Raw genomic sequence first — 25,075 nt, 5'->3', positions numbered from 1 at the left:
TTTTGATGTTTAATTCGATGTGAAAATGGGGAGGCGCTATGGATCATCAACAATATATGAGACTCGCCATCGAAATGGCGAAAAATACAAGAGGACAAACATCTCCAAATCCATCTGTAGGTGCCGTTGTCGTTAAAAACGGTCAGATTGCTGGTTTAGGTGCTCATCTAAAGCCAGGGGAAGGGCACGCTGAGGTTCATGCGCTCCATATGGCAGGGGAAAAAGCTAAGGGAGCAACGATGTATGTCACCCTTGAGCCTTGCAGTCATCATGGGAAAACACCCCCTTGTGCAGACCTTGTTATTAATAGTGGGGTTGAGACCATCTATATCGGAACGCTTGACCCGAACCCATTAGTCGCCGGCAGAGGTATGGAACGACTAAAAAAGGCTGGTCTGAATGTACACGTCGGTCTAATGCAAAAGGAAGCAATTGAACTCAATCCGTTTTTTAACCATTTCATGAAAACGGGCTTGCCATATGTAACACTAAAATTCGCTTCAAGTCTCGATGGTAAAATCGCCACTGAAACGGGGCACAGCAAGTGGATTACAGGTAAAGAAGCAAGACAAGATACACATTTATACCGGCATAAGCATGATGCGATTTTAGTGGGTGTCAAGACGGTGTTCGCGGATGATCCGTCGTTGACGACACGACTCCCTCAAGGTGGGAAAAACCCGATTCGAATAGTCCTTGACTCAAATTTACGAATACCGCTTGAAAGCAAACTTCTTACCGATAACGCAGCGGAAACGTGGGTAGTGACAGGTGCACTTGCAGACAAGAATGCTATCCAAGCGATTGAAAACAAAGGCGCACGAATCATCCAGCTTGGCGAAGAGAAAATTAACATTAAAAAAGTATTGCGATACTTAGCTGATGAAAAAATCACTTCCTTATTTGTAGAAGGCGGTGCAACGGTACATGGCAGTTTTCTTCAAGAAAGTTGTGTTCAACAGGTAATATCTTATATCGCACCGATGTTAATCGGTGGAAAACAAGCACCGTCGAGTATTGGTGGTTCTGGTGTAAAGCTCGTTGATGACGCTTTTAAGCTCGAAATTCAATCTTGTGAAAACATCGGGAAGGATTTGAAAATCATTTTGACTCCAAAGGGGGAATCCTCATGTTCACCGGAATCATCGAAGAAATAGGAACAATCCAATCTGTTCAGCATTCACGTACTGCATATGAGGTCGCAATAAAAGCTAGTAAAGTACTCGAGGATGTGAATTTAGGCGATAGCATTTCGGTTAATGGGATATGCCTTACCGTAACTTCATTTTCCTCCTCCATGTTTACAGTGGATGTCATGCCTGAGACGTTATCCTCGACGAATTTAAAAAGGCTCTCAACCGGAGACTCTGTAAACTTGGAACGGGCGATGGCAGCAGGGGGTCGGTTTGGCGGCCATTTCGTCTCGGGGCATATTGATGGTGTCGGTGAAATCATTAAACGAACACCAAAGCATAATGCGATTTATTATAAAATTAAGGCTGCGGACGAACTCCAGCGTTATTTTTCAGTAAAAGGATCGGTCGCAGTTGATGGGACGAGCTTGACGATTTTTGCAGTCGATGATGAAGGATTCACGATTTCCCTCATACCACATACTGTCCAAGAATCGGTCATTGGTGGGAAAAGAGAAGGGGATCAAGTCAATATCGAGTGTGATTTGCTCGTAAAGCATATCGAACAATTGCTTTCGAACCGTGATAAGCAGTCAGAGAAACGCGGAATTTCAAGAGCATTTCTTGAAGATAATGGATTTTAACTATAGAAAGAGTGGTGAACGGGATGTTTGATCGAATAGAAGAAGCGATTTACGAATTAATGCAAGGGAAAGTTGTCATTGTTTGTGACGATGAAGACCGTGAGAATGAAGGGGATTTCATCGCGTTAGCTGACCGCGTTACACCAGATATCGTAAACTTTATGGTGACACACGGTCGAGGGCTGGTTTGTACGCCAATTACCGAGGAGCTTGCAGAAACGCTGGAGCTCCAGCCGATGGTTCAGCATAATACAGATCCACATGGCACTGCTTTTACAGTAAGTATTGATCACAAGTCAACAACTACAGGAATTTCTGCACAGGAAAGAGCTGCAACAATCCGAGCGTTACTAGAACCAACTGTAAAAGCAACTGATTTTAAGCGTCCAGGACATGTATTTCCTTTAATCGCGAAACAGGGTGGCGTGTTGCGACGGGCGGGTCATACAGAAGCGGCAGTTGACCTTGCAAGACTGTCTGGCTCTGAACCTGCTGGTGTCATTTGTGAAATTATGAATGAAGATGGAACGATGGCGAGAGTTCCGGAGCTTCGCAAAATCGCAGATCAATATGAACTGAAAATGATTACAATCAAGGATTTGATTCAATACAGAAACCGCAAAGACAAGCTCGTCAAAAAAGAAATTGAGATAGAACTTCCTACTGAATTTGGTGGGTTTAGAGCAGTCGGTTATTCGAACATACTTGACCAAAAAGAGCATGTCGCCCTTGTGAAGGGTGAAATTTTACCGGATGAACCGACGCTCGTCCGAGTTCATTCCGAATGCCTGACAGGTGATGTATTCGGCTCTTATCGCTGTGATTGCGGACCTCAGCTCCAAGCTGCATTGGCGCAGATCGAGGAGGAAGGTAATGGGGTTCTCCTTTATATGCGACAAGAAGGTAGAGGGATAGGGCTTTTTAACAAGATGAGGGCTTACAAGCTGCAAGAAGAAGGACTTGATACCGTCGAAGCGAACGAAAAGCTCGGATTTGCACCAGACTTGCGTGATTATGGAATCGGAGCACAAATTTTAAGAGACCTCGGCATTACGAAAATGAAGCTTTTAACAAATAACCCTAGAAAAATTACAGGTTTGAGTGGGTATGGTCTCGAAGTCATCGACCGTGTCCCAATTCAAATGCCCCACCGTAAAGAAAATGAAGATTATTTACGGACTAAGCATTCGAAACTTGGTCACATACTCCACTTTTAGAGGATATTAAAAAAGTCAACGGGGCTCACACGATGTGAATCGGTTCGACGGTATCACAGGAAGTGATGATTTAGGTCGAACTTCATAATAGGAGAATTTAATTAACAACATATACAAGGAGGATTATTAATATGGGTACTATTTTTGAAGGTCATTTAGTTGGTAGTGGTTTAAAAGTTGGGATTGTTGTAGGTAGATTCAATGAATTCATTACAAGTAAGCTTCTTTCAGGCGCACAGGATGCACTGAAACGACACGGGGTTAACGATGAGGATGTTGACCTGGCATGGGTTCCGGGTGCATTTGAAATTCCTATGATCGCTAAAAAAATGGTTGATTCTAAACAATATGATGCAGTAATTACATTAGGAACGGTTATCCGTGGTTCCACTCCGCATTTTGATTATGTTTGCAAGGAAGTATCCAAGGGTGTTTCAAGCCTTTCAATGGACTCTGGTGTACCGGTCATCTTCGGGGTACTGACAACGGATTCAATCGAACAAGCGGTGGAGCGTGCTGGAACAAAAGCAGGGAATAAAGGCTGGGAAGCTGCAGTATCAGCAATTGAAATGGGTAACCTTTGTCGTTCGTTTCAAAAGTAACCACTAAGGAAATTCGCAACTTTAATGAAAATCCGCTATACTAAAGAAGGTTGAATAATTTGCCGAATCCAAACAATCGCAAACAAGAAAAAGTCTTGATCATCATCTGTATGGTTGTTGCTTTCCTGTTGTTCTTATCGCTAGTTGGAAAGTTATTTAGATAATGAGGGAGAATCTATGTTAATTCGTTACAAACGAAGCTATGAAAAAATTGCAATGGGTCTTTTATCGTTTATGCCGAATGAAAAGGATTTGAAAAAATTACAGCAAACAATTAAGCAATATGAGACTGAGGATGACCAGCAATTATTTTTGTGGAAAGAAGAAGAAGACATCATAGGAATTATTGGCTTGCAAATGTTAGAGGGAGTCGCTGAGCTGCAGCATGTCAGCGTAAATCCATCTCATCGTCATCAAGGAATCGGTCGCAAAATGCTTGAGGCAGTAAAGCGGATAATAAAGGATGAATATACATTAATAGCGAACGATGTGACGCATTCTTTCTATGAACGATGCGATCACGATGATACAGAAAATGAAGAAGATTAGAAAAGGGGCTGACCAAAACATCGATATTGAGGATGTTAGGTCAGCCCCTTTCGTAATGCTATTCGATAATCAATCAGCACGTCTCTTTGCTCGTAATTGCTTCTGTTCGTGCCGTTCTTCGATCACGTCTGTTCGATCTCGCCTCATATGTTTATTGACCAAATATTCGTTTGCTAAGTCACTTGGTACTCCGTATTTACAACCAGCTTTTAAGCATTCTTCCTGACATCGTTCGACTAATTGTTCATCAATTATAGGAAGATTTAAACTCTTGTACGATTTAGTTCTCTTCAGGTCGATAATTCTTTCTTTCAAAAGATCTCTCAGTTTACGTGAATCAAGTCCTAAGCCCTCGAATTCTTCGTGCTCTCTTTCAACGATTGATAAGGAGTTTTGCAGCATCCTTTGTGCGCCTGAAAAATTGCCGCGCCGTTGATGATACAGTGCAACTGCAATCTGGATCAGTCCTACCCAGTAATCCTTCCGGTTGTCTCTTGGATCGGATTTCCAATGTTCTTCCAGTATTTCATGACATTCGAAGTAGTCTCGCAATCCATGAAAGTGCACTAAAAAATCAATGTATGGTTTTGGGTACATTAGTCAATCCTCCACTTCATTTCTATCTTTATTTTAACATATGTCAATTGTAAAACTTGAATGGATTACTGTCCTATGTTTACACATTTTGTAGAATTCGTTTCCGGTGAAATTGTGATAGTGGTAGGGGTATGCTATAATATCGTCATATTATCAGCAGTAGTTTAAACAGTAGACTAATGATAAACGATGAGATTCGTCTAACTTTTTAATCGTGAATTAAAACTGTTAGTAGATTATGAGAATGGTGAAAACTTATGACTGAATACAACGTTAGACTCGATGCATTCGAGGGACCACTCGATTTACTTTTGCATTTGATCAATCGATATGAAATCGATATTTATGATATTCCTGTCGCAAAGATCACCGAACAATACATGGATTACATACATACGATGCAAGAACTTCAGCTCGATATTGCGAGTGAATACCTTGTGATGGCCGCTACACTATTGGCGATCAAGAGCAAGACGCTGTTACCTAAGCATGAAGATGAGGATTACGATCAGCAGCTCGAAATGGATATGGAAGAAGACCCACGCGAGGAACTCGTAAGACGGTTGATTGAATACCGTAAATTTAAAGAAGCTTCCACGTATTTAAAAGAACGGGAGAGCAAGCGTAGTCTGATATTGACCAAGCAACCAAGCAGTCTCGATTATATCGAGAAAAATCAAGAGCCGGTTAATCCGGTTTCAAATATAACGGTTTATGATCTGATTGATGCCTTTCAGCGAATGTCAACAAAGAAAAAGCGACCTACGCCATCCCAATCTAAAATTGATCGTCAGGAAATACCGATCGAGACACGGATGACTGAAATTGTTACGGAATTACGTTTTAAAAAAGGACGACAAACCTTTCAGGAGCTATTTCCTTATCCGAACAAAGAACACCTCGTCGTTACATTCCTTGCGATCCTGGAACTTATGAAAACCAAGCAAATCCTATGTGTCCAGGAGGAGAACTTCAATGACATTACGATTCAGCTGGCAGAGGAGGGTGTAAGTTGACGACAAGAGTTGAACAGAAAGCGGTAATTGAGGGTCTTCTTTTCGTTGTCGGTGATGAAGGGTTAGAAGGCAAACAGGTGGCAGATGTACTCCAAGTCGATTTGAACGAAGTAGAACAACTACTAGATGAATTGAAAGCAGACTATAATAAAAGCGATCGTGGTATCGAAATCGTAGAGGTTGCTGGTGGCTATCAATTTACAACGAAAGCGGAGCATATTACATACTATGAACGGTTTTTAGAATCTCCGACCACGAGTACCTTATCACAGGCAGCCCTTGAAACCCTTGCGATCATCGCTTACAGGCAACCGATCACCCGCTCGGAAATTGAAGAAATTAGAGGAGTTAAAACGGAAAAACCGCTCCAAACGTTGTCTTCCAAATTACTTATTAAAGAAGTGGGTAGAGCGGAAGGGACTGGACGGGCGATTTTATATGGGACAACAAAAGACTTTCTTGAATATTTCGGACTGAAGTCAACAGATGAGTTACCGGATTTACCGGAATCATTCGAGGAAGATTCGATTGAAAACGAAGCCGATTTGTTTTTCGAAAATTTCGAAAGCATTCTAGACACAAATGATTAAGGGGGATGAACGAATGATTATTACGTCATGTAAAGGCCAGGAGCTTGAAAAATCACAATCCAATTCACCGGAGGACTTTTTTAACCGTTCAGTAGTGACTTATAAAGTGAAAGCAGGTAAAGAACGTTCATTTTCATTGCTCTACCTACGTTATTTTGAAGAAAAGATAGCTGAATTAACACCTTTTAATGAAGATCCAATCTTTGAAATTAACAATCAACCTGTTCATTTAAGGGATGTTATTGGATTGATTGCGTTGAATAAGCACCCTGAATATGAAGAACGTCATCGTGTATACATAAATGAAGAAAACCAATTTGCGGATCTGTTCAAGGGAATTGAAGCCGATGAAATTCAGCAAATGATTACACACCTATATGAAAAAGGACAACTCAACCTTCACGCGAAGGAGAGCTAGAATACCAACCCAACGATATACTTTATCGTTCAAAAGTAAAGGGGATGACTTCATTCAGGTCATCCCCTTAATAGTGTTATCCACGATTTCCAGAATAGACTGTAACTCCAATAATCACCAAAAGAACAAACAATACCACGAGTAATATGAACCCACTTCCCAATCCATCGGACATGTTGCTTCCCTTCTTCCTATATGAGCATTCACCCATACTATATGCGTTCGTCTAGTTGCGGATTGGACGTTTGTAACGGTTTTACATAATTCAATGAAATTCGTACAAACTGATAAAGATGAACGCTGACATTATGAAGTTGTACTTTTTAGGGGGAAGCGGCATATGCCTTCAATCTTATCAGTAGGTACTTGTAATCCAGAAAACCCTCTCCGACAGGCTGAGACAGTAGAGTTTGCAAAGGAATTATTTGAGCATGATTTTTCTAATATTGATCGATTGCTTCGTGTTTTTCAAAATGGCCAAATTCAAACCCGTTATTTTGCGAACGAACTAAAGTGGTATAAAGAAGACCATTCACTACAGGAGCGGAATGATCGGTTCATCGAAAAAGCTGTTGAATATGGTGTAAAGGCAATTAATCACTGTATGAACAATGAGCGTTATTTACAACGGAAGATTGCTACTGAGGAGATTGATGCCATTTATTTCGTTTCAAGTACAGGCTTTTCCACCCCGAGTATCGAAGCTCGAATTATGAATATCCTCCCGTTTTCACCACACACGAAACGGGTTCCGATTTGGGGACTTGGATGTGCTGGTGGAGCCTCAGGTCTATCACGAGCCCATGAGTATTGTCTCGCATATCCCTCTGCTAAAGTACTAGTTTTATGCGTAGAGTTATGCAGTTTAACCTTTCAAAAAAATGATCGGTCCAAAAGCAATTTAATCGGAACTTCTTTATTTGGAGATGGGGTCAGCTGTGCGTTGATCATTGGGGATGATATTGATCGGCATCACTATAGTTCCCAAGTCACCTCACCTAAAATAAGAGCTACCCAATCGACATTGATGCCCGATTCAGAGGATGTGATGGGTTGGGATGTGAAAAACAGTGGATTGTACGTTGTCTTTTCAAAGGATATCCCGAACATCGTTAAGACATGGCTGCGTCCGAATATTTTAAAGTTCCTACAAGGACAGAACCTCACATTGGAACAAATACAGCATTACGTTACCCACCCTGGCGGAATAAAAGTATTGAATGCTTACGCGGATTCCTTATCTATTTCCGAATCTCTACTTGAAGATTCGTTGCATATCCTACAACACTTCGGTAATATGTCCTCTGCAACCGTTTTATATGTGCTTGAACGGTTTATGGGTAAAACGATTGATGAGGGGGAGTTAGGTATAGTAATGGCACTTGGACCTGGTTTTAGCTCTGAAATCCTCCTAATTGAATGGAGCAAGGAATGAGGGAAGGTTATTGTGATTCTGTTTTCGGTATTCATATCCTTTGTTGTCCTACAACGACTAATGGAACTCGTCATTGCAAAGCGAAATGAAAAGAACATGAAACTACGGGGAGCCATCGAATATGGTAAGGAACATTACCACTATATTGTCTTGCTTCACATCGGTTTTTTATTCTGCTTTATTACAGAAGCGATCTGGTCCGGTTTCACTCTAACCCCTTTCTTTACGGTATTGTTTACGCTGTATGTTTTGCTGCAAGCAGTAAGGATTTGGACAATTCGTTCACTTGGGATGTACTGGAACACCAAAATTATCATCCTGCCAAAAGCAATGGTTGTGAAAAGAGGCCCATACCGTTATTTGAGACACCCTAATTACGTGATCGTAGCCCTTGAAATATTAATTATTCCTCTACTTTTCAGTGCATACTTTACGGCAGTGTTATTCTCGCTCCTGAATTATTTTTTACTAACCTATATTCGGATCCCAGCCGAAGAGAAAGCACTCACAGCGCAATCTAATTATGGTGATGATTTTGCAAAAACTCCGAAATTTGTTCCACGACCTATAAATAAGAATCGCTGAATATGATTTCGGCTCATCTTAGTTACCATAAAATAATTATGTAACTTAACTTTTATCATATCCTGTCCTTTTCAGCATAAACTTGTACAAAACATTCTAAGGGACGGGATACTATGGGTTCTCCACTAACTAAAAAAGTGACTCTAACAGGACTTTTCTTTCTCCTATTTTTTTCAACGCCGTTATCGACAACGACCTTTGCCCAATCCCCGAGTGTTTCCGCTCAATCGGCTATATTGATGGAACAAGAAACAGGCCGAGTCCTATTTGGTAAAAATGAGCACAAAAAAATGAGGATTGCTAGCATAACAAAAATCATGACAGCTATTTTAGCAGTGGAATCAGGAAAAATGGATGAAATTGTGAAAGTTAGTAATCGAGCTGTGTACTCTGAAGGTTCATCAATCTATTTAAAACCTGGTGAACGGATTCTTTTAGAAGACCTTGTCTATGGCTTAATGCTTCGCTCTGGTAATGATGCTGCGGTTGCCATTGCTGAACACGTTGGTGGTAGTGTCGAAGGATTTGTTTTTTTAATGAATCAAAAGGCCCAAGAAATCGGGATGAGAGATACGTATTTTTCAAATCCCCATGGGTTGGATGATCATGAAAATCACCTCTCCACAGCTTATGATATGGCACTCCTAACCCAATATGCAATGGACAACCGTAAATATCGAGAAATCACCGGGACAAAAACACATCGTGCACCTCAAGAAGGGAAGAAGTGGGACCGGGTTTGGAAAAATAAAAACAAGCTGTTACGGATGTATGAGTATTCGACTGGAGGGAAAACAGGTTATACAAAACGGGCAAAACGTACCCTCGTTTCCACTGCGGAAAAGGATGGCATGGAGCTTATAACAGTTACATTGAATGATGGGAATGATTGGAACGACCATATTAATCTATTCGAGTGGGGTTTCAAGACATTCGATTTGGTCCCGATTGTGGATAAAGGAACAATCAAGGGATTGGAAAACGAAGTATATAAAAATTCTGTGGAAGCACCTAGAAAATTTTTATACCCTTTAACAGAGAAAGAAAAAACAGCAGTCAAGAATGAGATTACCCTACATACTCCTCCAAAAGACGGTGAGTGGGACGATCATCCACCTAATCCAATCGGAAAAGTAACCGTTCAGCTCTATGAGCAAACGGTAGGGACGGTTCCCCTATATTTGGAAGGAACCTACCCTGAATATGATAAAAAAACATTTTGGGGGACGTTGAAAGAGGTTGTTTCGAAATTCTTTTCGATTACGGTGCCTCATGGTTAATTTAATTTGGGCGTTCATGTTTATTTTTGGTATCGTTTTTGCAGCTATAAATGGAACAATGGATGAAGTCAACAAGGTATTGTTCACAAGTGCACAGGAAGCAGTTACGATTTGTCTAGGGCTGATCAGTATTCTTGTTTTCTGGCTTGGGCTTATGAACGTAGCGAAAAAAGCAGGATTACTGGATAAGCTAACAGGACTATTTCGACCAGCGGTTAGTAGGCTTTTCCCTGAGATTCCGAAAAATGATCCTGCGATGGGGTATATTTTATCTAATATGGTGGCTAATTTATTTGGGTTGGGCAATGCTGCAACCCCTATGGGAATAAAAGCAATGGAAGAGATGAAGCGTCTTAATGGAGGGAAATCGGAAGCTTCTCGGTCGATGATTACCTTTTTAGCTATTAATACATCCAGCTTGACGCTAATCCCCACGACCGTTATTGCAATCAGGATGAATTATGGTTCGGCATCACCAACTGAGATTGTAAGTACAACTATCATTGCAACGACTTGTTCCACTTTATCTGCTATTTTGATTGATCGTTTTTTTCATTCCCGCACATTAAAAAAGAGGAGGATCTAATATGGGGGTCGTGACGGCAATTTCCATTTGGATCCTGCCTTGTCTAATTGGATTTGTCCTTGTTTATGCATCGTTAAAGCGTGTTCAAACCTATGAGGAGTTTGTAGAAGGAGGAAAGGAAGGATTTTCAATTGCAATTTCGATCATCCCTTACTTAGTAGGTATGCTTGTTGCGATTGCTGTTTTTCGAGCATCAGGTGCAATGGAATTCATGATTCATCTAATCAAACCGTCTCTTTCGGCTATTGGTATTCCAAGTGAGGTTGCTCCTTTAGCTTTAATTCGACCGATATCAGGAACGGGTGCTTTAGCGATGACTTCAGACCTTATTGCTACCTATGGCCCTGACTCCTTCATAGGTCGCCTCGCCTCGACGATGCAAGGGAGTACCGATACGACACTATATATCCTAACCGTCTACTTTGGTGCAGTCGGGATCCGGAAAATGGGAAATGCTTTAAAGGTAGGGCTTCTCGCTGATTTGGTAGGAATTATTTGTGCGATTGTAGTCGTTACTCTCGTATTCTGAAAGTTTTTCATAACAATGGTTCGGTTCACAGTCATCAATAAGAAAGGGAATCCGAATAAAGGTTCAAAAAGAAGCAGCAATCCACAGAGGATCATGCTTCTTTTTTTGCACGTTAGGAAAGCTTTTCAGCTTGGAAGATAACCGTAGTTAATGAATAGTTTATGTCCCAAGTATATAAGTTCAACATAGACTCAGCCTGCGCTAAGGCTTGGCTTTGCCAAGTTTTCTTTAATTTTCATAATGGTAAAAACAGGTTGCGAATGTAGGATTAAACGCTTCAGCTCTTCATTAACTTGAGAATTGAAGTATCGAGGAGTATGATGGAGAATGAGGTGAAATTATGGACCGATTACAAAAAGTGATTGCACAAGCTGGAATAACCTCTCGGAGAAATGCTGAGAAGCTTATCCAGGATGGAAAAGTTAAGGTGAATGGAACGACCGTTACGGAGCTCGGAACGAAGGCAAGTCCTTCAGACGAAATAGAGGTGAACGGAGTAAAGATTGAAAAGGAAGAACCCGTGTATTTCCTCTTTTATAAACCAACCGGGGTCATTTCAAGTGCAAAGGATGAAAAGGGAAGAAAGGTCGTTACAGATTTCTTTCCGGAGATCGAACAGCGCATTTTCCCGATTGGAAGGCTTGATTATGATACATCAGGTTTGTTGTTGATGACGAACGATGGGGAATTTGCTAATTTACTGATGCACCCGAAGTATAAGGTGGAAAAACACTATATTGTTAAAACAAAAGGAATCCCTTCAAAACATGATTTGAAAAAACTATCAACCGGAGTGCGTCTTGAAGATGGGAAAACAGCTCCTGCAAAAATAAAGCTGAAGAGCTTAGATAAGAAGAAGCAAACAGCAATCATTGAAATCACCATTCATGAAGGAAAGAATCGGCAGGTAAGAAGAATGTTCGAGGCGATTGGGTATCCGATCCAAAAGCTGAAACGGGAACGATATGGGCTATTGGATTTAAAAGGTTTGAATCCAGGAGAATCGCGCCGGCTAACCCCTCATGAGATCAAACAATTGAGGAACCTTGCTGTCACACAAACGTCAAAATAATCCCATGAATGGACAGCGATTTAGGTTATAGTAGTAAGGGAAGAAGACTAGAGGTTGTTCAAAAAGTCCGGGAAAAATAGCTGTCGAATTTCTTCGTTACTCGGTCTCTCCGGTCCTCACGTATTAATCACATACGTTCTGGTCCTCGAGACTGTCGTGCCTCGAACTTCTCGGCTCTTTTTATCCTCCTTTTTGAACTCGCACTATGAGATTGGAGCGATCGCCAAATGAAAAAACAGCAGCGTTTATTGATGCGTTCACTCATATTGGTTGTGATTGCCCTTGCCCTTGGATATACACTCTACAAAACGGCCTTCAGTAATGAAAGAGGTCTCGTTGAAGTAGGGGATATGGCTCCGAACTTTGCACTCCAGGATTTAGAAGGGAACGAAGTCGAGCTAGAGGACTATAAAGGTAAAGGCGTTTTCTTGAATTTTTGGGGTACATATTGTCCACCATGTGAAAAAGAAATGCCAGCAATGCAACGTCAGTATGAAAAATACAAGGATGAAGGTGTCGTCATTCTTGCTGTCAATATTGCTGAATCAAAATTCACCGTTCAAAACTTTGCTGATCGAAAAGGCCTTACCTTCCCGATCGTTTTGGATAAACAGCGGGAAGTGGTGGATGCCTATGGTGTAGGAAATTTACCTGCAACCTATCTGATTTCGCCAGAAGGTAAAGTCATTAAAAAAACGGCTGGAGAACTTACAGACACAATCATTCGAAATTATTTAGAAAAAATAATGCCATAACGGGGTGTTCAAGTGGACAAGATTAAATGTGAATGCGGCCATCTGAATCCCTACGGTACGACCCTTTGTGAATCGTGTGGTAAACCTATCGGAGAAGAACAATCAACGAAACTCCTAAACATGAGATATGAAGGAAGTGCACGACGCTCTCAAACCTACAATACGCATACGATCGATAAAATTTGGAATTTCTTTTCAAGCGTAAAGGTCGGTGTATGGCTGATTGTCATAACACTGATTGCTTCAGCGGTCGGAACAATCTTCCCTCAGGAGATGTATATCCCTACATCGGAAGATCCTGCTTCTTATTATGAGGAAGAGTATGGTGTTCTCGGTAAGACTTATTATCTATTAGGTTTTCACAACTTGTATAGCTCTTGGTGGTTCGTGCTGTTATTAGGATTAATTGGTGTTTCCATAACGGTAGCCAGTATCGATCGAGGAGTACCTCTATATCGCTCCTTGAAAAATCAGCGTGTCAACAAACACGATAACTTCATGAAAAGGCAACGTATGTTTTCGGCTACAAAACGCCGGGAAGATGAAGAGCAATTAATGGAGGAAATTGTATTCCGCCTAAAGGAAAAGCGCTACAACGTTCGTAAGGAAGATGGTAACATTCTCGCGGAAAAAGGTAGATTTTCACGCTGGGGCCCTTATGTCAACCATGTTGGTCTTATAATCTTTTTACTAGGAGTAATGCTGAGAATCGTTCCAGGGATGTATATGGATAAGGATATGTGGATCCGTGAAGGAGAAACAAAGGCGGTCGATGGAACAACTCAGACGTATTATTTAAAGCATGAAAAATTCACGTTTGAAGTATATGATCAAGAAAATGAGCAATATTCTGAAGCACTAAAGCGAGTACAACAACCTGTCCCGAAAAATTATCAAAGCGATGTCGTACTTTATAAGGCGGAGGAAAAGCTACCTGGTGCAAAACCTGAGCTTAAGAAGGTGAAAGAATATGCAATTCAGGTGAACAAACCTTTAAAGTTCGAAGACTTTGCAGTTTACCAAGTAGACTATCGCCAAGAAATGAGAAAGATGAGCTTCAAGCTTGAAAATAAAGAGACAGGGAATTCAGTCGGTGAATTTACAGTCGATCTCTTAAATCCAAAATCAGAATATAAACTTGAGAATGGGAGCAGGGTTGTATTAGAACACTACTATCCTGACTATTATTTTAATGAAGAAAGTGAAAAGCCTGCAACGAGAACGAACATGCCGAATAACCCTGCTTTCATCTTTAAAATGTATACTCCTGAAACTCCTGAGGGGGAAATCACATTCATCGCAATTCGTCAAAATCTTGATCCATCAGGGGAAAATGAATATAAACTTTCATTTGCGGGTATCGGAACCGAGTTCATTACTGGTTTGACTGTAAAGAAGGATCATACGCTACCAATCATCATCCTCGGTGGACTTATCTTTATGATTGGCGTAGTCCAAGGTCTATACTGGAATCATAGACGGATATGGGTCAAGATCAGGGAGAATGAAGTTTGGATGGCTGCACATACGAATAAGAACTGGTATGGGATTACACGTGAAGTGGATGATGTAACAACAAAATTAGGGCTTGATCAATTGGTAGATCGCCAAGAGAACAAGGCTCCAGATAGTTAGAAAAGGATGTACACAAATAGCGTTCACTTTTTTGACGAACACTAGAAAGGAGGCAGCGAATGGCTCAAATAAGTAGTAATTTATTGTACCTTGCATTTTTCATTTATATGATCGCTACGGTCGCTTTCGTTGTTTCATTGACAATAACAAAGAACGAACACAAAGAACAAAATTCCAACAAGTGGAGTAAAGTGGGCTATGTCCTTTCGATAATTGGGTTCCTTTCCCAACTTGGCTATTTTATTACGAGATGGATTGCAGCAGGGCATGCTCCAGTTAGTAACTTGTTTGAATTTACAACCTTCTTCGGGATGATGATGGTGTTTGGCTTTATTGTGATTTATGCCATTTACCGGTTGAATGTACTTGGCGTATTTGCGATGCTGATTGCCTTACTTGTAATTGCATATGCAAGTATGTTTCCAAGGGAAATTGAACCGCTCATCCCTGCACTACAGAGTAACTGGCTGAAGATCCATGTAACAACAGTGGCTCTTGGTGAAGGAATTCTAGCAATCAGTTTTGTTGCAGGTTTGATTTACCTCATTGCAAAAATTGATCAGACGCGGGTAACACTGAAATCATGTATGTTAGAATTTGTCAATTATTCAATACTTAGTGCTCTCGGTTTTATTTTAGTGACAATCCTATTTGGATCCATGAACTATGAAGTAAGTTTCCAATGGGTGAACGAACAAGAACAACAAGCAAATTTAACCTATCAAATGCCTGCGATTGCAGGTCCACATGACGGCCAAAAATTGACGGAAGACCGTTTTGGACCGCTTTTCGAGGCTCCAGCATGGATGGAAGGTGTCGATGCACCGAAGAAGTTGAACACATTCATCTGGTCTTTGTTTAGTGGCTTAATTCTGTATGGAATAGCGTGGCTTTTGCTAAGAAAGCGGATAGGTGCTGCCATTCAACCTGCATTGAAAAGCGTCAACCTCCGTTTAGTTGATGAAATCAGCTATCGCGCGGTTGCTATTGGATTCCCAGTTTTCGCGCTTGGTGGATTGATATTCGCTATGATATGGGCTCAGGTCGCCTGGACACGTTTCTGGGGATGGGATCCGAAAGAGGTTTGGGCACTTATTACCTTTCTCTTTTACGCAGCCTACCTGCATTTGCGACTGACAAGGGGATGGCATGGAGAGAAATCAGCTTGGCTTTGTGTCGTCGGGTTCATCATCATCATGTTTAACTTAATTGCTGTTAACCTTGTAATTGCTGGGTTACACTCGTACGCTTAAGAACTGGATGGCTCTCTTCGAGTCATCCTTTTGTAACACTTGCTTAAAGAAAGCTCCGCGATTGCCGGGCTTTTAATCGAAAACAGATCGCTTATACTTTAAAAAGAATTGATACTTCCTTAGCGTGTAAAATAATCAATGTATTCGAAAGGGTGTGTGAACGATGGAAAAAGAAGCGAGAGTGCTAGTTGTCGATGATGAAGAACGTATTCGGAAGTTATTACGAATGTACCTTGAGCGGGAAAACTTTGAGGTTATAGAAGCAGAGGATGGAGAAACTGCACTTACCACAGCTAACGAGGAAGAGTTCGATTTAATTTTACTTGATCTGATGCTTCCTGAAATGGATGGTATCGAGGTATGTGAACAGCTAAGAAAACATAAAGCTACCCCAATACTCATGCTGACTGCGAAGGGTGAAGAATCAAATCGAGTTCATGGATTTGAAGTTGGTGCAGACGATTATGTTGTTAAACCATTCAGTCCGCGAGAGGTTATTTTACGTGTAAAAGCACTCTTACGCCGATCAACCGCAACAAAATTCCTACATACCGATACAGTTAGTAAAGATGTTCTTGTGTTTCCAAAATTAACGATTGACAATGACGCACATCGAGTCTCTGCCGATGGGAAGGAAATCAGCCTAACCCCAAAGGAATATGAACTGTTATTGTATTTAGCGAAAACGCCAGATAAAGTTTACTCCAGGGAACAGCTACTGAAAGATGTATGGAATTACGAATTTTTTGGAGATTTAAGGACCGTTGACACTCACGTTAAAAGACTAAGAGAGAAGCTGAACCGAGCTTCAACAGCTGCAGCATCTATGATTTCTACAGTGTGGGGTGTAGGATATAAATTTGAGGTAGACGAACAAGAATGATTTGGAGAAGTGTTGTCGGAAAGCTGTGGGGGACAATCCTATTACTCGTTTCGGTCGTTCTCTTCATCCTTACTATTCTTCTATTACAATTTTTTGAGAACTTTATCGTAGAGGACGCAAAGGTACAGCTTTCTCAGCTTGCTGTTTCTCTCTCAGAAGTGATTGAGGAAGAGGAAGAACTTGATCAATCGATTGAAACTGTTTCGGCACTCGTGAATGCTCATTCAAGTAATCTTGTCATCGTCGGGGAAGGTACGAGATATTCCCATGCATCAGATAAATCTGAATTGCCGATTCTTCCTTACAAGATGTTTCAAAGCAATGAAGAACTTTCGGCGGTGCTGAAAAATGGGGATCCGGTCAGTGTCCAAGGGGATTTTCCGATTACGAGAAACGGTGAAACTCAACACAACGAGATACTGATTGTGGGAGTACCTGTTCAATTAACTCCAAATGAACAAGGCGCCGTATACATTTATCAATCACTTGAATTAATTGAAGAAACGACCCAAAAAGCAAAACAAATCATTTATTTGTCAGCTGGAATCGCCATTATCCTTACTACGATATTCGCCTTTTTCCTTTCAACAAGAATAACTGCTCCATTACGAAGAATGCGAGAAGCTGCGCTGGAGGTTGCCCAAGGGAAATTTGATACGAAGGTACCTATTTTAACCCATGATGAAATCGGCGAACTTGCCTTGTCGTTCAACCGAATGGGCAGACAATTGAAAAATTATATCAATGCCCTAAGTCAAGAAAAGGAACAGCATTCAAGCATCTTAAGCAGTATGGCAGATGGTGTAATCACCTTTGACCAAAAAGGGAAAATCCTCGTTACCAATCCTCCTGCAGAACGCTTCATTCAAGCATGGTACTATGAAAATGGTATGCGCGAACAAGTAGGCGAAGAGGTTCCTGAACAAATTAAGGAGCTCTTTCGTCGAGTGGTTAATCTTGAAAAAGAGCAAATGGGCGAAGTTAGTCTACAGGGGAGAAGCTGGGTAGTCGTAATGACACCTCTGTATAATCAGTCTTACGTTCGTGGGGCAGTGGCGGTTTTCCGAGACATGACGGAAGAAAGACAGAATGATAAGCTTCGCAAAGACTTCATCGCAAACGTTTCACATGAATTGCGGACTCCGATCGCAATGCTGCAGGGCTACAGTGAAGCGATTATCGATGACATTGCAGGAACCGAAGAAGAGAAGAAAGATATTGCACAAATCATTTATGATGAATCGTTAAGAATGGGACGTCTCGTCAATGAACTGCTGGACCTGGCACGTATGGAAGCGGGACATGTGTCATTGGAAGTCATCGACATTCAGACAGTAGAATTTTTTGAGCGGGTCGTCCATAAGTTCCAAGGACTTTCAAGAGAACGTAATGTTGGTATTGAATTGGAGCTGCCTTATAAAGGTGCTGTTTTCGCCGCTGATCCAGATCGATTAGAACAGGTTATGACGAACTTGATAGATAACGCAATACGTCACACCAGTTCAGGCGGGATCGTATATGTAACCGTAATTGATCGAAAAATCGGCCTATCGGTTGAAGTTACTGATACTGGCTCTGGTATACCGGAAGAAGATATCCCCTTTGTGTTTGAACGTTTTTATAAAGCGGATAAAGCCAGAACGAGGGGACGATCAGGAACTGGGCTTGGGCTTGCGATCGTTAAAAATATCATTGAAGGACATGGCGGAAAGATATCTGTCCATAGCAAAATGAACGAAGGAACGACATTTTCATTCTTCCTGCCTCGAAAAGAATAGAATGAAACGATAATATGACGATAAATCTTGTTCCACGGGTAACATGACGGTATTTTCAGTAACATTCGGATTAAAAACATCCTAAAAACATCTCCTGGCAACAGGAGGTGTTTTTAATATAAATCGTATTTCAAATTATTACAAAGTTATTACGATATACGATCACTGTTATAAAAATCGGGATACCTCCATAGGATATAACGTGTTACGAGTCTGTCCATTAAACGCAAATCAAGGCTATTACTTAGATGACTAGGGCTTGCCAAGATTACATTATTTGGAGGTATTTCATGACAAAAAAAACAATTTGGTTTACTGTGTTTATCACATTTATACTCTTTTTCATCATACATACGGATTATGCATCTGCAAATGATAACAACGGAAAGCAACAGTGGGGATGGCCGGTTAATGGAGAATTGACGGATCATTTTGGGACACGTGGAGGATCCCATTATGGAATTGATATCGCTGCTCCATATGGAACTGAAATCACAGTTGTGCAGGACGGAACAGTTGTCAAATCGTATTTTTCGGGATCGTATGGAAATGTCGTTTTTGTTCGCCATCCAGATGGTTATGAGACGGTCTATGCCCATATGAGCAGAAGGCTTGTTCAAAAAGGTGAAAAGCTAAAAAGAGGAACAGTAATTGGAGCAGTCGGCAATACAGGCCATTCACGAGGAAACCACCTTCATTTTGAAGTTCATAAAGGGGAGTGGAATATACATAAAACTATGGCAGTAAACCCGCTCGTATATATCGATCAGATCGGTGAGCAGGTTGCTGTCAACACCGAAACGAACACAGAAGTTTCCGATACGAACTCACATGTAATTGTCGTTGAGGATGGAGATACGTTATGGGAACTTTCAAAGCAATACGAAGTAACTGTTGATGAACTAAAGGAATGGAATCAGCTTAATACAGATTTAATCGTGATCGGTCAAAAGCTTAAGGTATCTCAACCAAAGAATGATAAAATTGTAATGACACGCGGCAGTAAACATGTACCGGAAGATAAGCAAATCCGGGACAATAACCAGACGAACCAGACGGAAATGCAAATAGCACAAGGGCAAGGGGAAGAAGTGCAGTTTACACCCTTTGACAGGAAAAATGAAGAATTGAAAAGTGATGAGGTTGCAATTGTAAGCGAACACCCACTGCCACTTATCGTTGACATCGTTTCCTGATAAATCATGATTACGTTATAATACAGCTAAGTGTATGTTTTTGGGAGGGGAAGTGGATGTTAACCGATTACCATAATCATTTGGAAAAAGGAACGTTAACCATTGATTATTTGACTCAATTTACTGATGCTGCTACCAACAAGGGAATCGATGAGTTTGGGATTTCAGAGCACGCATACCACTTTTATCAAACGGCCAACATACTTTCTAATCCTTGGGTTGACGAACGCCGTTACTATGATATGAAAGATTATATTTCTCTTTTTCATGACGCTTGGAACAAAGGAATCGATGTAAGAATGTCGATTGAAATGGATTATACACCAGGCAAACATAAAGAAATGGCTGAATTTATAAACCGGTATGACTTCGACTATGTGATCGGTTCAATCCACTGGGTCGAGGATTTTGGAATTGACCTTAGCGAATTTAAACAAGAATGGGATCGTAGAGATATTACCGATGTGTACCGAGGCTATTTCGATCAAGTAATTACACTTGCTGAATCAAACCTTTTCGATATTCTAGGACACTTTGATCTTGTGAAAATGTTCAACCATATACCAACCGACACGGAATTTTTACTCGAACAGTATGAGCGGGCAACCGATGCATTGAAGCAATCCAAAACATGTATTGAAATTAGTACGGCCGGTCTGCGTAAACCAGTTTCAGAGATTTATCCACATGAGGATCTACTCCGGATTTGCTACAAAAAAGGCATTCCGATCGTCTTATCTTCGGACGCCCATTATCCTGAACATGTTGGGTATCAATACGATGCCGCAATCGGACTCGCAAAAAATATAGGCTACACACACTTGATGACATTCGACAAAGGTAAAAGAAAAGAAGTTCCGATCGGATGATGAATTTGCCCTAATTGATCGATATCGCAGTAACTGTGGAAATTGCTTCAGTTTGTTGAAGCGATTGAATAACGGATTCAGATAATGATTCATCAAATGTTAATACCATTGCAGCGTAACCACCAAGCTCTTTTCTTCCAACCTGCATCGTTGCAATATTTATCCGATGATCGCCTAATACTCTTCCGACTCTCCCAATCACACCGGGGTGGTCATAATGAGTGATGAAAACCAGGTGCCCCTTTGGCGTGAAGTCAATATCAAATCCGTTCAAGGAGATTACTCTACCACCTAAACCAGGAAGTACTGTTCCGCGAATTGTTGTTACACCAAATTCTCCTTTTACAGTGACTTCAATCATATTGGAATAACCGAACGTTTCAGATGCTTTTGTTTCACCATGGGTTATCCCACGCTGTTTGGCAATCACATTCGCATTTATGATATTTACAGGTTGATCAACTCTTGAATTAAGAAAACCAGCTAAAAACCCTCTAGAAACAGAAGTTGTTTCATAATTCGTTAAATCACCAGAATAACTGAGTTGTATTTCAGACACAGGCTTTAATGTGCACCGAGAGAGAAACCTTCCTAAACGCTGAGAAAGCTCAACATATGGATAAATGAAATCGTGGATTTCCTTAGACGTTGCTGGGTAATTAATTGCATTTCTTACAGGCTGACCTTCAAGGAAGTTTCCAACGTCCTCACTGACCTGCCGGGCGACCTGATATTGCGCTTCGATTGTTGATGCGGCAATATGCGGGGTAGCTATGACATTTGGATGTTCAATTAATGCCATGTTACTAGATGGCTCCTCTGTGAAAACATCAATCGCAGCTCCAGCGATGTCACCATCATTTAAGGAAGAAACTAAGTCGTTTTCATCTATGATGCCCCCACGGGCACAATTGAGCAGGAATGCACCTTTTTTAGTAATCGAAAGCGTATTTTTGTTGATCAGTCCCCTAGTTTCATTATTTAGCGGGGTGTGTACGGTGATCACATCAGATGTCCTTAAGAGCTCTTCGAGGTCAACATTTTCGATTTGAAGCTTTTCAGCGCGCTCTTTAGTAAGAAAAGGATCGTACACTTGTACACTCATGTGAAAGGCAAGTGCCCTTTTGGCAAGCTCTGTACCAATACGTCCGAAACCAATGATTCCAAGCTGTTTCCCATGTACTTCATGGCCGATGAATTCGGAGCGATTCCACTCTTTGTTACGGACAGAATGATTTGCCTGTGGGATTTTTCTGAGCATCGATAACATCATTGCAAAGGTATGTTCAGCGGTTGAAATCGTATTGCCATCAGGGGCATTTACGACGACAATACCATGTTGGGTAGCTGTATCGATGTCAATATTATCGACACCTACTCCAGCTCTTGCAATAATTTTCAAGTCAGGCATATCTTCGATTAACTTTCGAGTAACATTGGTGCTACTACGGACGATGATCGCGTGTATGTCTTTTTTTGATGGAATTTCATATATGTTTTTCTTGATGAGGTGTATGCTTTGGTCTTCGATTAACGGGGTTAGACCATCATTACTGATCGGATCACTAATGACCACTTTATACATCATTCATTTCACCTCAAGTTAAGTATTTTTGTTTGATTCTCCTACTGTTCAGAGTTTATGTCAACTGAAACGAAAAATGATCCATTAAAGTGATTCTAATGGAAAACCATTCGTAATCATCTTCTGCTTAAAATCCAAATATTCATAAGGACAATATAGGTCTTAAGTCATAATTATCGTATATCGATATAACGAACCTTAGACCTATTAAGCTTGAGTATATATATTGATTTCCCTAACTTTATTCAAATGACAAGTGTCGAAAATTGCTTTATTCATAAATGAATTTTCACTTAAAAAGGAGGAATATCCTGCATTTTGTAGAAAAGTTAGAAAAAGCAGAATAATATAGAATATTCTGCAAAGAAAAAAGACCCATTTGTTTTGAGCGGATAAATAGGGCAAAGGGGGAATACATAGGTTCGCTCATTATTTGTAATCAAATTGCAGGAGGTTAGGAATATTGAATAACTGGAAAAAGACATTAGGAGTGTCGACACTAGCAGCAGGATTACTGTTTGGCTCGTTCGCGCCGTATGCTTCGGCACAAAAACCAAGCACAAGCGAACCTCAAACAGAACAATTCGTACTTAAAGATAGCCCTGCACCGATTGACCTTGGTGTTGCTAACGACGAAAGATTGATTGAATATCTCATTGAACAGGGGAAAATTTCAAATAGCTTGAGCCCGGCAGCGAAGGAAAAAGCACTAAAAGACTACTTGAAAAAGCGTGCTTCTAAGAGTGTAAAAGAAGACAATGGCGAGCTTCACCATGAAACTGCTGAAAACGTCAATGCAACACGCGAAAAGCTACGAAACAGTGCTGTATTGAATGGTAGGGGCCAAAAGAAAGGCCACCAAAAAGAGATCGATCCAATTCAAAAGGAAACGTGGAATGGCGATGTCCGATCTGACAACGTGCTCGTATTATTGGTCGAATATCCGGACTTCCCAGCTGCGAACATCATAAAACAATCTACAGACATGTACTATGATGAATACACGAAAGAACACTATGAAAATATGATCTTCGGTGAAAATGGATATAAAGGTCCTGGCGGAGAAGACTTGATTTCTGTCAAGCAATACTATGAGCAACAGTCAGGAGGAAGCTATACGATTGAAGGAGAAGTGGCAGGCTGGTATCAAGCAAAGCATCCTGCAGCTTATTATGGCGGCAATGATCCTGCTCCGGATGGAAGCGATAGAGCTGCTAGATCACTAGTTTACGAGGCGTTGGTTGCAGCAGCTAACGACCCTACTGTTGATCTTGGCGAGTACGATCAGGAAGACCGTTATGATCTCGATGGAGACGGTAATTACCGTGAGCCGGACGGATTAATTGACCACCTTATGGTTGTTCACTCCAGTGTGGGAGAAGAAGCAGGTGGAGGTAAGCTAGGCGGAGATGCGATCTGGTCACACCGTTGGAATCTTGGCGGCGTAGCAACACTTCCAGGAACAACCGCAGAAGTCGGCTACTGGGGCGGTGCAATGGCTGCCTATGACTACACGATTGAACCAGCCGATGGTGCTGCTGGAGTTTTTGCTCACGAATACGGGCACGATCTAGAGCTTCCGGATGAATATGACACCATGTACTCTGGGGCTGGTGAACCGGTAGCGTATTGGTCGATTATGTCAAGTGGTAGCTGGGCTGGGGATATCCCTGGAACAGAGCCAACTGGCTTCAGTGCTTGGGCTAAGGAATTTTTACAAGGATACGTTGGCGGTAACTGGTTAAGCGGTAGTACAATCTCATCAAAAGATGTAACTTCTGCTGGGACGACAGTATTGCTGGACCAAGCGAACGATAAGGGTACAAACAACGATGCTGTAAGAATCGATCTTCCACAGAAAGAAACGGCAGTTAACACTCCGTATAGTGGAGAATACGAATACCACAGCGACAAAGGGAACAACCTAGATAACTCCCTTGTCACTTCAGTTGATTTAACAAATGCAGGTAATGCAGCACTAACCTTTAAAGCTTGGTATGAAATTGAAGTAGATTGGGATTATGCATCGGTTCAAGTTAAGGAAGCTGGAACTGATCAGTGGGTTGCAATTCCAGGTAATTTGACGACAACTACGGATCCACATGGGCAAAACCCTGGTCATGGTATTACCGGACACTCTGACGGATGGGTTGATGCAGAATTCGATTTATCTGCTTATGCAGGAAAGAATATTGATTTAAGAATTAATTACTGGACTGATGTGGCAGCGGTTGAACAAGGCTTCTATGCAGACGATCTTCGTCTTACTGTCGATGGAAGCGAAGTATTGTTCGATGATGCAGAAGGTGAAGCTAAATTCAGTCTTGAAGGATTCAAAAAGGATACAGGTGTTTTCTATTCTGAGCATTACTATCTTCTCGAATGGAGAAATCACGAGGGTGTCGATGAAGGTTTAAAACATTTACGCCGTGGTGCTTCATTAATGGAATATGACGAAGGTTTACTTGTATGGTATGTTGATGGATCAGTTGACAATAACTGGACCGGAATTCATCCAGGAGATGGATTCCTCGGCGTTGTGGATGCACATCAGGAAACATTGAAGTGGAGCGATGGAGCTTTGGCTTCAACACGTTATCAAGTGAATGATGCGACGTTCGGACTTGATAAGACGAACGCTGAATTCCTTGACTACCGCCCTCTTGGATTACCTGGATACGACTTTTATTTAAGAGATGAAAGTGCAAACGCAGTTCCATTGTTTGATGATTCGTTCAACTATCTGAATACTGGCTTACCTGACTCAGGTAGAGACATCCCGACTTACGGGTTGAAATTCAGAGTACTTGGTCAAGCTGATGATAAGTCTGCTGCCAAAATTGTAATTTTTAAATAATATTGAAGAAG

General features: G+C 41.2%; 25 protein-coding genes. 22 read left to right on the top strand and 3 right to left on the bottom strand.

The features are described from left to right. Positions 1–38: 38 nt before the first annotated feature. The 5 genes from ribD to MOJ78_RS12650 all read left to right on the top strand — a co-directional run bounded on the left by ribD (position 39) and on the right by MOJ78_RS12650 (position 4,145). Positions 39–1,157, top strand: a complete 1,119-nt coding sequence (gene ribD, locus MOJ78_RS12670) for a bifunctional diaminohydroxyphosphoribosylaminopyrimidine deaminase/5-amino-6-(5-phosphoribosylamino)uracil reductase RibD (protein ID WP_304977714.1) — start codon at positions 39–41, stop codon at positions 1,155–1,157. After that, entirely contained in the window at positions 1,130–1,777 is a 648-nt protein-coding gene (gene ribE, locus MOJ78_RS12665) for a riboflavin synthase (protein WP_304977713.1), read from the top strand. The genes ribD and ribE (MOJ78_RS12665) overlap by 28 nt, the downstream gene beginning before the upstream one ends. Positions 1,778–1,800: 23 nt before the next feature. After that, on the top strand, positions 1,801–2,994 hold the full coding sequence (locus tag MOJ78_RS12660; RefSeq protein WP_304977712.1) for a bifunctional 3,4-dihydroxy-2-butanone-4-phosphate synthase/GTP cyclohydrolase II: 1,194 nt from the start codon (positions 1,801–1,803) through the stop codon (positions 2,992–2,994). Positions 2,995–3,125: 131 nt separating this feature from the next. Then, positions 3,126–3,596: a 6,7-dimethyl-8-ribityllumazine synthase gene (ribE, locus tag MOJ78_RS12655; RefSeq protein WP_304977711.1), complete on the top strand. Its 471-nt coding sequence runs from the start codon at positions 3,126–3,128 to the stop codon at positions 3,594–3,596. A gap of 177 nt (positions 3,597–3,773) precedes the next feature. Then, positions 3,774–4,145, top strand: a complete 372-nt coding sequence (locus MOJ78_RS12650; RefSeq protein ID WP_304977710.1) for a GNAT family N-acetyltransferase — start codon at positions 3,774–3,776, stop codon at positions 4,143–4,145. 69 nt (positions 4,146–4,214) lie between these two features. Here the strand turns inward: MOJ78_RS12650 and MOJ78_RS12645 are convergent, their stop codons facing one another. Next, the gene (locus tag MOJ78_RS12645) at positions 4,215–4,742 is read right to left on the bottom strand and encodes a DUF309 domain-containing protein (protein WP_304977709.1); all 528 of its coding nucleotides are present in this window, start codon (positions 4,740–4,742) and stop codon (positions 4,215–4,217) included. 257 nt (positions 4,743–4,999) lie between these two features. Between MOJ78_RS12645 and MOJ78_RS12640 the strand changes: the two genes are divergently transcribed. Genes MOJ78_RS12640 through MOJ78_RS12630 form a run of 3 tightly spaced genes read left to right on the top strand, consistent with a single transcriptional unit; the run spans position 5,000 to position 6,766 of the window. Beyond that, complete coding sequence (locus MOJ78_RS12640) at positions 5,000–5,758, top strand: segregation/condensation protein A (RefSeq protein ID WP_304977708.1); 759 nt, start codon at positions 5,000–5,002, stop codon at positions 5,756–5,758. Next, a complete protein-coding gene (gene scpB, locus MOJ78_RS12635) occupies positions 5,755–6,348 on the top strand; it encodes an SMC-Scp complex subunit ScpB (RefSeq protein ID WP_304977707.1) in 594 nt (197 codons plus the stop codon). Before MOJ78_RS12640 ends, scpB begins: the two co-directional genes overlap by 4 nt. A 13-nt stretch (positions 6,349–6,361) precedes the next feature. Next, the gene (locus MOJ78_RS12630) at positions 6,362–6,766 is read left to right on the top strand and encodes a hypothetical protein (RefSeq protein ID WP_304977706.1); all 405 of its coding nucleotides are present in this window, start codon (positions 6,362–6,364) and stop codon (positions 6,764–6,766) included. Positions 6,767–6,842: 76 nt separating this feature from the next. Here the strand turns inward: MOJ78_RS12630 and MOJ78_RS12625 are convergent, their stop codons facing one another. Continuing rightward, on the bottom strand, positions 6,843–6,941 hold the full coding sequence (locus MOJ78_RS12625) for a YjcZ family sporulation protein (RefSeq protein ID WP_304977705.1): 99 nt from the start codon (positions 6,939–6,941) through the stop codon (positions 6,843–6,845). 165 nt (positions 6,942–7,106) lie between these two features. On the opposite strand from MOJ78_RS12625, the gene MOJ78_RS12620 reads away from it, so the two are divergent. The 13 genes from MOJ78_RS12620 (at position 7,107) to MOJ78_RS12560 (ending at position 20,622) form a co-directional block, all read left to right on the top strand. After that, a complete protein-coding gene (locus tag MOJ78_RS12620) occupies positions 7,107–8,201 on the top strand; it encodes a type III polyketide synthase (RefSeq protein WP_304977703.1) in 1,095 nt (364 codons plus the stop codon). A gap of 12 nt (positions 8,202–8,213) precedes the next feature. Further along, entirely contained in the window at positions 8,214–8,786 is a 573-nt protein-coding gene (locus MOJ78_RS12615) for an isoprenylcysteine carboxyl methyltransferase family protein (RefSeq protein ID WP_370529717.1), read from the top strand. Positions 8,787–8,899: 113 nt separating this feature from the next. Beyond that, positions 8,900–10,066, top strand: a complete 1,167-nt coding sequence (locus tag MOJ78_RS12610; RefSeq protein ID WP_304977701.1) for a D-alanyl-D-alanine carboxypeptidase family protein — start codon at positions 8,900–8,902, stop codon at positions 10,064–10,066. Then, on the top strand, positions 10,059–10,652 hold the full coding sequence (locus MOJ78_RS12605) for a nucleoside recognition domain-containing protein (protein WP_304977700.1): 594 nt from the start codon (positions 10,059–10,061) through the stop codon (positions 10,650–10,652). Before MOJ78_RS12610 ends, MOJ78_RS12605 begins: the two co-directional genes overlap by 8 nt. Before the next feature lies 1 nt (position 10,653). Continuing rightward, positions 10,654–11,181 carry a spore maturation protein gene (locus MOJ78_RS12600; protein WP_304977697.1) on the top strand — a complete coding sequence of 176 codons (528 nt, stop codon included), beginning with the start codon at positions 10,654–10,656 and terminating at the stop codon, positions 11,179–11,181. Between the two features lie 340 nt (positions 11,182–11,521). Next, complete coding sequence (locus tag MOJ78_RS12595) at positions 11,522–12,253, top strand: pseudouridine synthase (protein WP_304977695.1); 732 nt, start codon at positions 11,522–11,524, stop codon at positions 12,251–12,253. 227 nt (positions 12,254–12,480) lie between these two features. Then, positions 12,481–13,008 (top strand): thiol-disulfide oxidoreductase ResA, encoded by a 528-nt coding sequence (gene resA, locus MOJ78_RS12590; protein WP_304977693.1) that lies wholly within the window; start codon positions 12,481–12,483, stop codon positions 13,006–13,008. Between the two features lie 12 nt (positions 13,009–13,020). Beyond that, complete coding sequence (locus MOJ78_RS12585; RefSeq protein WP_304977692.1) at positions 13,021–14,643, top strand: cytochrome c biogenesis protein ResB; 1,623 nt, start codon at positions 13,021–13,023, stop codon at positions 14,641–14,643. Between the two features lie 59 nt (positions 14,644–14,702). Beyond that, positions 14,703–15,896, top strand: coding sequence for a c-type cytochrome biogenesis protein CcsB (gene ccsB / locus MOJ78_RS12580; protein WP_304977691.1), 1,194 nt, complete (start codon positions 14,703–14,705; stop codon positions 15,894–15,896). A 163-nt stretch (positions 15,897–16,059) separates the two neighbouring features. Continuing rightward, entirely contained in the window at positions 16,060–16,779 is a 720-nt protein-coding gene (locus MOJ78_RS12575) for a response regulator (RefSeq protein WP_304977690.1), read from the top strand. Then, complete coding sequence (locus MOJ78_RS12570; protein ID WP_304977689.1) at positions 16,776–18,557, top strand: ATP-binding protein; 1,782 nt, start codon at positions 16,776–16,778, stop codon at positions 18,555–18,557. Before MOJ78_RS12575 ends, MOJ78_RS12570 begins: the two co-directional genes overlap by 4 nt. A 290-nt stretch (positions 18,558–18,847) precedes the next feature. Then, positions 18,848–19,753, top strand: coding sequence for a peptidoglycan DD-metalloendopeptidase family protein (locus MOJ78_RS12565; protein WP_304977688.1), 906 nt, complete (start codon positions 18,848–18,850; stop codon positions 19,751–19,753). Between the two features lie 56 nt (positions 19,754–19,809). Continuing rightward, entirely contained in the window at positions 19,810–20,622 is an 813-nt protein-coding gene (locus tag MOJ78_RS12560) for a histidinol-phosphatase (protein ID WP_304977687.1), read from the top strand. Positions 20,623–20,632: 10 nt separating this feature from the next. Here the strand turns inward: MOJ78_RS12560 and serA are convergent, their stop codons facing one another. Continuing rightward, positions 20,633–22,207, bottom strand: a complete 1,575-nt coding sequence (gene serA / locus MOJ78_RS12555) for a phosphoglycerate dehydrogenase (protein ID WP_304981249.1) — start codon at positions 22,205–22,207, stop codon at positions 20,633–20,635. Between the two features lie 463 nt (positions 22,208–22,670). On the opposite strand from serA, the gene MOJ78_RS12550 reads away from it, so the two are divergent. Beyond that, on the top strand, positions 22,671–25,064 hold the full coding sequence (locus MOJ78_RS12550) for an immune inhibitor A domain-containing protein (RefSeq protein WP_304977686.1): 2,394 nt from the start codon (positions 22,671–22,673) through the stop codon (positions 25,062–25,064). Positions 25,065–25,075 lie beyond the last annotated feature (11 nt).

This window comes from Alkalihalobacillus sp. AL-G (genome assembly GCF_030643805.1).
GTDB lineage: Bacteria > Bacillota > Bacilli > Bacillales > Fictibacillaceae > Pseudalkalibacillus.
The sequence above is the reverse complement of the archived record's forward strand: the minus strand, read 5'-3'. Positions and strand labels throughout refer to the sequence as shown.